Here is an 11470-nt window from a genome sequence, read left to right on the forward strand (position 1 = left end):
AGCCAGCGCCCGGGCGCGGCGAACATTCGCGCGACGCTCCCGCGATTGTGCGCGCCACGCCGCGGACAGCGCTCTCGACAACCACCTCCGCATCTGACTACCGTGAATCCATCATCTTGGCAGCGAGGTCATGCTCCGTCGTCGCGGAGCTTCGCAACCAACGATCCTCGCGCCAAGCTGTCACTTTGGCCATGTGCTCCCGCACGCATACGAGCGCGGGCGCCGAACCCTCCCACTGTCCCTGAAACCACCATCACGGTCCTTGATGGCCGTGATCATCACCACCTGGACGCCGCGATCCCGCGGCCGAAGCGGTGGCGTACCGGCGCTCCGGATCAAGCGATGACCATGCCATTCACGCATAGACGTACCCATTACACCCTCCTCCTCCCCGCTCTGGCCCTGACCCTCGCCGCCTGCGGCGATGACATCCAGGCCGTCACCGAGGGCTCCTCCGGCACCGCCGAGGGCACCACCGAGATCGACCCGACCAAGCCGCCGACGACGGTCGACCCGACCACCGGTGAGCCGCCCACCACCACCGAGCCGCCGACGACGACGATTGAGCCGACGAGCACCAGCTCGAGCACCGACCCGACCGCCTCGACCACCGAGCCCGTCACCAGCGGGCCGAGCACCGGCGACACGACCGGCAACACCACCAGCGGCGACACCACGAGCGGCACCGGCACCGGCGACACCACCGGCGGCAGCACCGGCGGCGACACCACCACCGGCGGCGTGGTCGGCCTGCCCGGCGTGTGGGCCACGCAGAACCCCGCGGGCCTCGCGACCGACGCGCTGGTCCGCTATCCCTTCGACCTCTCGGCCGCCGAGGTCACGCTGCTGGTCGAGGGCGAGGTCGTCAGCATCCAGAGCATCGGCGTCAACAGCAGCGGCGACGCCTTCATCAGCTTCGACGCCCCGGCCGGGGTCGGCGGCGTCATCTTCCGCGACAACCTGGCGATCAACCCGATGAACGGCCAGCTCGGGATGGGCGACCGCGTGATCGCCGGCCCGGCCACCGGCCTCATCGCGCCCAAGGGCGTCGAGGCGGCCGGCCCGACCGGCACCTTCGTCGTCGCCGACACCGGCGCCGCCGACTTCAAGGTCTTCGACTTCGACGACAACGGCGACGTGGCCCCGCTCTTCACCATCACCGACCTCGGCAGCTCGGCGGCGGTGTGGGACGTCCACTACGTCGCCAACGCCGACACCCTGTACGCCGCCGGCACCAACGGCGAGGTGCAGGTCTACGAGGACTTCAAGGACGCGATGGGCCAGGCCGGCCCCGACCGCACGATCGTCCCCGCCGACGCCGGCGTGAAGATCTCCGTCAACCTCCACGGCATCGCCGTCGACAGCAACGTCCTCTACCTCAGCGACGTCGGCGACGCGATGAACACGACCGACGGTCAGCTCTTCGTCATCGAGTCGGCCAACACCGCCGCCGCGCTCAAGCAGGTCAAGCAGCGCATCCAGGGCGGTCAGCTCGGCAACCCGGTCGACATCGAGCTGCGCCCGGGTCTGATCACCAACCTCTACGTCGCCGAGAAGGCGAACGACGCGGTGATCGTGTACACGCGCAACCTGATGACCGGCATGTTCGAGCTCGGCAAGAACCTCGCCGTGACCAAGCCCGAGTCGGTCGCCGTGGTCGCCGCCAGCAACCTGATCGTCAGCTCCAACCCGCCCGGCTTCGACGCCGATATGGCGCTGGCGCTCGCCGCCCCGATGGTCGACATCAACCCGCTGGCGACCTTCGACAAGCTCGGCACCGTCAACTCGATCCAGAGCCTCGTCATCGCCCCGTCCGGCGACGGCCACGTCAGCTTCGACGGGCCCGCCTTCTCGGGGGGCGGCGGCGCCTTCACCATCGACGCCCTCAGCGCGACCGCGGCGGACGGCAGCACCAGCGCCGTCGCCAGCCGCCTGTGGGGCGTCAACCCCAAGATCGTCGCCCCCAAGGCGCTGCACCTCGCCGACGCCGACCGCCTCTTTGTCGTCGACTTCGGCGCCGTGGACATCAAGGTATTCGACTCGACGCTGCTCGGCGACGACGTCCCGCTCGCCAGCTTCGTCGAGATCGGCGGCGTGGCGGCCTGGGACGTCGACTACGACGACGCCACTGACCGCCTCTACGTCGCCAGCACCGACGGCAAGCTGCGCGTGTTCGACGACGCCCTGCTGAACCTCGGCGTCGGCGGCCCGACCCGCACGATCACCCCGACCGACGACCAGAACGCGCCGATCGGCGTCAACCTGCACGGCATCCACTACGACGCCGGCAGCAACACGGTGATCGTCTCGGACGTCGGCAGCGTCCAGAGCACCACCGACGGCGCCATCTTCGTCATCGCCGGCGCCGACGCGGCCGACGGCGATGTCGCGGTCCAGGCGGTCATCCGCGGCGACCAGACCAAGCTCGGCAACCCGGTCGACATCGCCTTCGACGGCGCCAACCTCTACGTCGCCGAGAAGGCCAACTCGCTGGTGCAGCGCTACGACGGCGTGCTCGCGCTGATCGGCGAGCAGAACATCGCCGCCTCCGCCGAGATCGCGTCGGCCAACCCCGAATCGGTGCAGATCGTCGCCGCGCCCTGAGGCGCGCGCCCTCCCACATTCGTGGCACTTCGCGCCCGGCCCCCGTCACTGGACGGGCGCCGGGCGCTCGCGCGAGCGGTCCCGCATTCGTGGCACTTCGCGCTCGGCCGCGTCACTGGACGGGCGCCGGGCGCTCGCGCCGGCGCCGACGCAGGCCGAGCAGGCCCAGCCACGGCGCGAGCTGCCAGACCAGCCTGCCTCCATCACGCTCGTCGAGCCTGCAGCCGCAGCCGCTGTCCTGCGCCAGCTCGCCGCCGCCGTCCGAGCCGCCGGAGCTGTCCGAGCTGCCGGTGGCGGCCGGGCCCGCGGTGGTGGTCGGGGTCGACCCCGATTCGTCGCCCGGGCCAGTGCCACCCGAGCCAGTGCCACCCGAGCCGGTGCCGCCCGAGCCAGTACCACCCGTGCCAGTACCACTCGTGCTCGCGCCACCCGTGGTGGTCCCGCCCGTCGCGCCGCTCGTGTCGCTGCTCGTCGCGCCGGTGGCATCACCCGAGCTGCTCGCGGTCACGCCGTCGGTGCCAGTGCTCGCCCCGCCGCCGCTGCTGTCGCCGCCGCTGCTCGTACCCTCTTCGGCGCAGATCGCCGCGTCGGCGATCCAGCTGGCGAAGGGCGAGTTGGTGATGCCCTCGACCACGATGTTATCGATGTCCCAGCCGGCCGCGCCGGCGGCCGCGTCGGTGCCGATGCGGAAGCGGAACTTGATCTCCGCGCCCGCGAGCGCGTCGCCGATATCGATGACCTGGGTGTCGCTGTCGGGGTAAGACGGGTTTTTATCGACGTAGGCCTGGCGCTTGTCGAGCGGGTTGGCCTCGCTGTTGATCGGGGCGTCGTAGCCGGCCTGCGCGGTGAAGTCGAGGACGTCCTGCCAGCTCTTGCCGCCGTCGGGCGAGATCTCGAACACGCCGCCGTCCCAGTAGGTGTTGTCGGAGAACTCGAAGCTGTACGCGTGGTCCCACGAGATGACCAGCGGCTCGTCGGCGGACACGAGCATCCACGGCGACTCGAGCCAGGTGTCGCTGGCGCGACCGATGTCGGCGCCGTGCCAGTGGAAGCCGTCGACCGCGGCCGCGCGGCCCCAGACGGTGCCCTCGGGCTCCGTGCCGCCGATGCTCCACGCGCTCGCGGGCGTCTCGACGTCCTCGACCTGCGAAGACTCCGGCAGCACGTCGCCGTTGAGGTCCGCCCGCAGGAAGGTCTCCACGGTCTCCGTGCACCCGCCCGGGGTCGTGAGGCGCACGCTGATCGCGAGCGGCAGGTGCACGGCGAGGCCGTCGTCGACCGCGAGCTGCAGCAGGGCGGTGGTCTGCTCGAGCGGCCCCAGCGCGGACAGCTCGGTGACGCTGCCCAGCGGGAAGACCAGCGCGGGATCGGGGTTGATGACCTCGACCGTCGAGCCCTTCGCCATCGCCGCCGCGCCGATGTTGACGATGTCGACCTTGAGGGTGCCCAGCTCGCCGACGTCGACGTACCCGTCGTCATCGCAGGACAGCAGATCGTCGGCCAGGCTGACCCCGACGATGGTCGCGTTGGCCCGCAATTCGCTGGACTCCTTGACCCCGATGAAGTCCGTGGAGTCGCGCGGCGGCGATACGGCGCAGCTGCCGGCGCCGCGGGTAGCGAAGGCCCCGGCGACGGTCAGGAAGTCCGCGGCGTCGGCGGCCTTGATCGCCAGCAGCAGCGCGTCGCGCTGCTCGGTGTAGGTCGGGTCGACCGGCGTCAGCATCATGCCAGCGACCACGTAGTCGCTCATTAGCCGCCGGGCCTCGTCGAAGCTGAGCTTGGGGTTGGCCTTGATCAGCGCGATGTAGGCCTCCCACAGCATCGTCGCCCAGATCTCGCCGGCGTTGTGGACCTCGCTGTTGGGCCCGCCGGTGGCGCCGAGCGGGTGGTTCTGCGGCAGCTGCTGACCGTCGGCGATGTGGCGGAAGCTGAGGGCGTTCTTGTCCGTGTCGACCGAGTACGGCACGCGGCGGATGCCGAAGTAGCCGCTGACGTCGAAGTTGGCGTAGGTGGTGCCGGCGTAGACGCCGTCGAGCTCGTCGCCCTCGCGCAGCATCATGAGCAGCGCGTTGAAGTCGCCCCAGCCCTCGCTCTGGGCCCGGCATTGGTTGTTCCCGCAGTCGACCAGGCGGTGGTGGATAAAGTGGCCCCATTCGTGGGCGACGATCATGTTGTCGATCGTCCCGTCGCGCTCGACCACGGTGGAGAGGCCGGTCATGTGGGCGGACTGCGGGTCGACGAGCGCGGCCTTGAGGGTCGCGCCGTCGGCCTTGGTGATGCCCTGGCTGGGGATCGTGGGGTCGGGGATGTTGTTGTCGACGCCCGGCGTGAACGGCCCGTTGGCGTTGTTGGCGATCAGCACACCGATCGCCCCGGAGGCCTGGGCCTTCGAGACCTTGGTCTCGAAGCTGCAGGTGCCGCGATCGACGAGCACGATCTTGCCGGCGATGTCGTTGACCGCCGGCTCACAGCCGTCGGTCACGCTCATGCCGCCGCCGTCCTGCATCAGCACCAGCGTCGCGGTCTTGTCGTAGTTCTTCGGGCCGAAGTTCGAGCTGTTGACCGCGAAGCTCTTGGCCAGCGGGTCGACCGTCAGGCCGGCCGTGACCAGCGGCGACCACAGGTACATCTGCATCACCGGCGAGGCGCCGTCGGCCGGGGTCGCCATGTTGGCGTTGTTGCGAGTGCCGACCAGGGCGGCGTCCTGCGCCTCGGCCAGGAGCGGGTCGTGCTCGGCGCCGCCGCGGCCATAGTTGTCCTCCTGGGCGTTGCCGGTGGCCTCGTTGAAGCCCGAGTCGTACCACCAGTCGTGCATCCAGTTGTTGACATAGAAGAGCTGGGTGATCGCGGCCATCGATTGATCGACGCTCGCCAGCGGCTCGGCCTTGACGTCGTAGACCCGGTCGAACACGCCTGGCGCGGTGGTCGCCCCCAGGAACTCGCCCTGATCGATCTGCAGGCCGGTCGGGTTCTTGTGATCGACGTAGGCGTGGACGTTGTTGCCGCGGGTCGTGGTCGCAAGCGGGGCCAGCCAGGGGTCGGCGAGGTCGTCCGGGTTGGTGTTGAAGCCGTCCATCGTGATGAGATTCGGCGCGGTCGCATCCGTCGGACCCTTGCCCGGAATGCCGGTCGGGTGCGGCGTGAAGTCGGTCAGCGGTCCGTCAGCGGGCCGGTGGTCGCCGTCGGCGTCGGCCCAGACGCGGTACTTGAACGCCTCGCTCGCGGTGGCGTCGTGGCGGTGGAGGACGCGGCCGTCGTCGGCGGCGATGACGTACTGGAAGACCTCGAGCGCGCCGCCGCGGACCTGGACCTGCAGCTCGACGAAGTGGCCGGGCACCAGGGCGTCGCCGACCGGGAAGTAGACCGGCTTCACGCGCGCGGGCTGACGAAATTGCAGGTCGGCGGTCGGCGCCAGTCGCAGCCGCGTCCAGCCGTCGCGCGTGCCGGCGGCGAGCAGACGCGGGGCCGGCAGCTCGGCGTGGAGGTCGGCGAGGGCCCGCACGACGGCCGCGTCGGGGCCGAGCGTGAAGGGCCGGGCGCTGCCGGCGTGGGCGGCCGGATGCGGCGCGCCGGAGATGGCGAGCAGGCGCATCTGGCGGTCGAGCAGGAGCTTCACGTCACCGCGGAAGACCTCGACCCCGGCCACGCTCGGCCGCAGCGCGACGATGATGCCGCCGCGACCGGTGTCGTGCACGAAGCGCAGCTGCAGCCCGGCCAGCGCCGCCCGCCCGACCCGGTACAGCCGCGCGTGGCGGCCGAGGTGCTGCCGCGCGGCGGCTGCGATCGGCAGGCCTCCTCGCGGGACGGCAGCCGGCTCAGGGGAGGGCGCCCACAGCAGCGAGGGCACGCCGCGCCCGGGGTCGTGGGCCAGCACGGCGACGTGGCCAGAGGCCAACGGTGGGGCCAGCGGTGGGGTCGGCGCCGCGGCAGGCGACGGGCCGTTGACCGGCCGCGTGCTCGCGTGCACGTCACCGGCAACGAGGAGAAGGAGAGCGGCCGCGCTGATGGAGCGAAACGTGAGCACGGTCCATCCTACCGGGGGGAGCACCGAGGACGCGAGCGATTTCGCCACATGAATACCCGCGTAAATTGCGGGGATTATTCGTCCAGGGAGGATGGATCGGTGCCGGTCGTGGTCGCGTCAAGGACGCGTATTCGTGGCACTTCGTGCCGGGCCCGCGCTTATAGCAGTCTGGCCCGTCCCTGGCTGGCCAGGGTGAATCCCACCAATTTATACAGCAGTCGCGCGCCGACGTTGCCGTCCCATTCGTCGCCTGGATCGGGCCCGGGGGCGACCTCGTTGAGGTCGAAGCCGACGATCGTCCGACCGGCGCGGACGACCTCCCGGAGCACGAACACGGCCTCGTGAAAGTCGAGCCCGCCCGGGACCGGCGTGCCGGTATGTGGGCACAGGCGCGGGTCGAGGCCGTCGATGTCGAACGACACCCAGACCCGCTGGGGCAGCGCCGCGACGATCTCCGCGACGATATCGGCGAACGATCCGCCGGACAGCCGGCGGCGGGCGATGTCGCGGTCGAAGAACACCCGCACCCGCTCGCCGTGGCGGCGCATCGTCTCCACCTCCTCCTCGCAGACGTCGCGGATGCCCACCTGCACCAATCTGCTGACCCCGGGCACGCGCTCCAGCACGTTGTCCATGATCGACGCGTGCGAGCAATGAAAGCCCTCGTACGCCCGGCGAAGGTCGGCGTGGGCGTCGAAGTGGAGCACGCCGATCCCCTCACGCCGGGCTAGCTGCGCCCGGGCCACCGCCGCGATCGCGCCGAGCGGCACCGAATGGTCTCCGCCGACGATGCCCGCGATCTTCCCGGCCGCGAGCAGCCGTTCGGTCTCCCCCGCGACCCAGTCATTGAGCGCCTCGCCGAGCGCGTTGACCCGCGCCAGCGCGGCCAGGAGCGCGGGGTCCCCGTGGGCTCCCCCGGCCGCGATCACCCGCTGCGCGAGCGCCCGGCCCTCGCTGTTCCACGCGCTCACGCTCGCCGACTCGGCGAGCATGTGCACGCCCGCGGCGTAGGGCCGCTCGACGTCGAGGTCGTACAGGTCGACCTGACGGCTCGCCGCGAGGATCGCCGCGGGCCCGCCCGCCGTCCCGCCGCCGTACGAGGTCGTCACCTCCCACGGCACCGGCACCAGCACGATCGCCGCCTCGGCCTCGCCGTGGGGCAGGCCGAAGACGCCGGAGTCGGGGGACGAGGGGGCGTTCGGGTCGAAGTCGGGAGCCATGGCGCGCACCTCTACCACAGGTTTTCGAGCGCGCCGCGCCGCGCGACACTCGCGGCGCCTTGGCGGTATCGTGGGGCATGCAGTGGCGCTATTCGGTCGTACAGAACGTCGCGGTGTTCGCCTCCGTGTTGCCGGTGATCGCCGCCTGGCAGCTGGTCGACACCCTCGACTGGTACCCGTACTTTCTGTCGGCCGCCGCTGGTGTGGCCCTGGCGCTGGCCCTGCGCGGCGCCCTCGCGGTCGTGCACGCGCGGCTCCTGCGTCGCTCGGCCGCCTTCGTCGCCGGCGAGGTCGAGGCGAACGACGCGCCCGGCGGGCTGCTGCTGTGGCTGGCCCCGCCGCTGTGGGGCATCGCGCTCGGGCTGTTCGCCAACGCCTACCTCGATCCCTCGCCGGCGAGCGAGCACGCCTCCGAGGTGCTCCGGCGCAGCCACGCGGCGAAGGGGCCCGGGCAGGTGGTCCTGCGCGGCTACCGTCCCGGCGAGGCCGAGCTGGCGATCCACGGCAACAGCCGCCTGGTGATGCGCCTCTCGGAGGGCGAGGCCGTGACGATCGTCGCCCGCGCGGGGCTGTTCGGGTGGGACCGCATCGAGGCGATCACGCCGCGCCGGTGAGATAGCCTCACTCGCCCAGCGTGACGCGCACCGGGCAATGATCGGAGACGGCGTCGAAGCCCGGCGGCGCCGTCGACTGCGGCGCGCACTGCAGCGCCGCGCACATCCCCAGCACCTCGGTCGCGGTGAATGGCAGCTGGGCCGGGGCCAGCACGTGATCGAGGAGGCTCACCGCGTATTGTTTGCTGCCCTTCGGCAGCCAGTACTCCGAGCAATCCAGCGCGCCGGTGGGCAGCTGGAGCCCGTGGCTTGCGACCGCGTGGTCGATGAATCGCCGCTCGTCGCTGCCCTGCCGCAGATACCCCGTACTGTTAAAATCACCCGCGATCACCACCGGCGCGTCGAACAATCGGCGCAGTCCCGGCAGCGCCGCGAGCAGCCAGGTCCACTGCCGCCGCCGCGCCGCGAGGTCACTCGGGTCGCCGCCCGCCTTCATGTGCACTGATGCGAGCGCGAGGGGCTTGCCGTCGCGCTCGCGCAGCAGCGCGACCATCCCGTGCGGCTGGTCTCTCGCGCACTTGCCGGCGCCCGCGAGCGGGCGCTGCGAGATCAGGGTGAAGCGGCGCGCGTCGTACACCACACCGAGCGAGAGCGCCCGCGTGAACTCGCTGCGCGGGCAGTACGGCACCATCACCGCCGCATACTCGCGGCCGGTGCCTGCACCCACGTTGCGCAGCAGCTCGGTGAACAGCTCGACGTCGCGGATCTCCTGGACCGCGAAGGCGTCGACGTCGAGCTCCGCGAGCGCCGCCGCGACCGCCTCGGGGCGGGTCTGCGTGTCGGGGAACACGCGGATGTTGAAGGTCCCCAGGGTCAGCGGGGCTGGCCGCCCGCACCACCATACGAGCACCACGACGGCGAGCAGGGCGAACAACGCGAGGCGGCGACGACGGCGACGATTCGGCATGGCGACGCCGCGAGGATAACGCCGGAGTGTGTCCGTCGCGGATGGGTGACGACGGACAGGCTCGCTGACATGAGTTGATAGGTAGCTCACAACCGCGCTGGACACGGGAGTCTCTCGGGCTATAACAAGCGCGCGCCAATGGCGCCGCAGGAGGAAAAAACTTGACGAAGAATCAAGACCGGCCCAAGATGGCCCAGGAGTCGGGACCTGCGAAGCAGGCCAGGCAGGGGAAAGAGCCAAAGGAGCCTTTTACATCCGGGGAGGTACGGAGACGTGTAAAGCGCTTCCTAGCGACCCCCGATACCATCATCTTCCCTACCCACACGCTCGATCGCATGGCAGACCACGCGATGGAGACCACGGATGTACTCAACGTCTTTCGTGGCGGCGCTGTTTGGGAGCAGTATCAAGAGTTCAAGGCGGGGAAGTGGCGATACTGCATGGGGACCAGCAAGTTCCGCATCGTGTTCGTCTTTGAAGAAGGTGCGGTCTGTCTCATCACCGCCATCAGACTGGAGTCAAGAGCATGACGACGACCTGCCCGTTCTGCGGAACCGCCCTGGAGAAGAGGGTGGGGACCTATCATTACAAGGCGAGCGGCCTTCCTTACGTATGGCTAGAGGAGGTCGTGATCCGCACATGTCCCGGTTGCGAGGAGGGCGGAGGCGTGGAGATCCCAGATTTGGCGGGGCTTCATACGGTTCTGGCGGACTACCTCATCCATCAAAAAACTCGATTCGAGAGCTTTGAGATCCGTTTCCTCCGTAAGACGCTGAGCTGGTCGTCCAAGGACTTCGCCAAGAAGATGGGAGTGGCGCCGGAGACCGTATCGCGGTGGGAGGCAGGCACCCTCAACATGGCAGAATCTCACGACCGTCTCCTGCGGATGTACGTGGCCGAAGAAAAACCGATCGAGAACTACTCGATCCACGACACCGAAGGGTTGGAGGAAGGGCGCACGAAGCCCCATCCCCCTGTGAAGGTGCAGCATCACAGGGACCACTGGAGCCGCCCGATGACTCCTGGTATGGCCGCTCCGGCTTGTTGTTGATCGCGAGCGCACCGATACCTCCACCTTGAGATAGACAGGTATCGGAGATTCGCGGGTTGCGCCCTTGCGGATCACTCGGCTCAGCAGAACGGGCACTCGCAGTCGATGTCCGGCTGCGCGTCGTGGCAGACCGTGTGGGGCGGGGAGGCGTCGCAGATCTGCTGGCCGCAGGTGCAGTCGATGTCGGTCTGGCCGTCGCACTCGGCGGGCTTGGGCTCGCAGAGGTGGTAGGCGCCCTTCTGCAGCTTGCCGACGCAGACCAGCTCCTCGTTGTCGCAGTAGGTGCAGTCGGGGACCCAGTCGCAGGCCTCGGCGGGGACGCAGTAGCCGGTCCAGCACTTGCCGCCGTTGGTCTCCTCGACCTCGGCGACCTGGCCTTTGGGACAGTCTGGCTTCGCCTTCTTGCAGTTGACGCCGAGCGGGTTGCACTGGACCTTGGCGAAGGTGCAGCGGCCGAAGCGGCACTCGACCGCGGCGCCCTCGAGGCCGTGGCCGGCGCAGGTGGTGAGCAGGCACTCGGGGATGTTGCAGACCGGTGGGGTCTGGTTGATGTTGATCGGGTCGCAGTCGCAGCAGCCGTCGGCGAGCACGCAGTCCTTGTCGGTCTCGCAGGGGATGAAGTCGCCGCCGCCGCCCGTGGTGCTGCCGCCGGTCTCGCCGCCGCCGCTGCTCTCGGCGGTGCCGGGCCCGGTGCTCGCGCTGCTGCTGGCGTCGCTGGTGCTGCCGGTCGCGCTGGTGCCCGGGCCCGTGCTCGCGCCGCTGTCGGTCTGGCCGACGCTGCCCCCGGAGGTGGTCGGCTCGGAGCTGACGGTGGCGGTGCCCTCGGTGGCGGTGCCGGTCGCGGTGCCGGTCGCGGTGGCGGTGTCGGTCGCGGCGGTGGTCGGGCCGGCGGTGGTCTCACCGTTGCCCGCGTCGCCGCAGGCCGGGAGCGCGGTGAAGGTGATACAGAACGCGAATCCAAGGCCAAGGTGCAGGGGCTTGCGCAAGTTCATGCGCGAGGTCTACCAGACTTTCGCGGGGCGGCGGGACGCGCTGCAGCGAATACGCAGC

General features: G+C 70.1%; 8 protein-coding genes. 4 read left to right on the plus strand and 4 right to left on the minus strand.

The window, feature by feature from the left end:
* The first annotated feature begins 348 nt into the window (after positions 1–348).
* Positions 349–2604: an NHL repeat-containing protein gene (locus IPJ59_RS35430; protein WP_293275628.1), complete on the plus strand. Its 2256-nt coding sequence runs from the start codon at positions 349–351 to the stop codon at positions 2602–2604.
* A gap of 112 nt (positions 2605–2716) precedes the next feature.
* Here the strand turns inward: IPJ59_RS35430 and IPJ59_RS35435 are convergent, their stop codons facing one another.
* Together IPJ59_RS35435 and IPJ59_RS35440 are read right to left on the minus strand one after the other, a co-directional pair.
* Positions 2717–6628: a M36 family metallopeptidase gene (locus tag IPJ59_RS35435; RefSeq protein ID WP_293275629.1), complete on the minus strand. Its 3912-nt coding sequence runs from the start codon at positions 6626–6628 to the stop codon at positions 2717–2719.
* 158 nt (positions 6629–6786) lie between these two features.
* Positions 6787–7848, minus strand: coding sequence for an arginase family protein (locus IPJ59_RS35440; protein ID WP_293275630.1), 1062 nt, complete (start codon positions 7846–7848; stop codon positions 6787–6789).
* Positions 7849–7925: 77 nt separating this feature from the next.
* On the opposite strand from IPJ59_RS35440, the gene IPJ59_RS35445 reads away from it, so the two are divergent.
* Positions 7926–8462 (plus strand): hypothetical protein, encoded by a 537-nt coding sequence (locus IPJ59_RS35445; protein WP_293275631.1) that lies wholly within the window; start codon positions 7926–7928, stop codon positions 8460–8462.
* Positions 8463–8469: 7 nt separating this feature from the next.
* On the opposite strand, the gene IPJ59_RS35450 is transcribed toward IPJ59_RS35445, so the two are convergent.
* Positions 8470–9369, minus strand: a complete 900-nt coding sequence (locus IPJ59_RS35450; protein ID WP_293275632.1) for an endonuclease/exonuclease/phosphatase family protein — start codon at positions 9367–9369, stop codon at positions 8470–8472.
* Positions 9370–9557: 188 nt separating this feature from the next.
* On the opposite strand from IPJ59_RS35450, the gene IPJ59_RS38535 reads away from it, so the two are divergent.
* The gene (locus IPJ59_RS38535) at positions 9558–9899 is read left to right on the plus strand and encodes a DUF4258 domain-containing protein (RefSeq protein WP_366524762.1); all 342 of its coding nucleotides are present in this window, start codon (positions 9558–9560) and stop codon (positions 9897–9899) included.
* Entirely contained in the window at positions 9896–10420 is a 525-nt protein-coding gene (locus IPJ59_RS35460; protein ID WP_293247243.1) for a type II TA system antitoxin MqsA family protein, read from the plus strand. Before IPJ59_RS38535 ends, IPJ59_RS35460 begins: the two co-directional genes overlap by 4 nt.
* A gap of 80 nt (positions 10421–10500) precedes the next feature.
* Here the strand turns inward: IPJ59_RS35460 and IPJ59_RS35465 are convergent, their stop codons facing one another.
* Entirely contained in the window at positions 10501–11412 is a 912-nt protein-coding gene (locus IPJ59_RS35465) for a hypothetical protein (protein ID WP_293247246.1), read from the minus strand.
* Positions 11413–11470: the final 58 nt, after the last annotated feature.

The organism is Nannocystis sp. (genome assembly GCF_016714285.1).
Lineage (GTDB): Bacteria > Myxococcota_A > Polyangia > Nannocystales > Nannocystaceae > Nannocystis.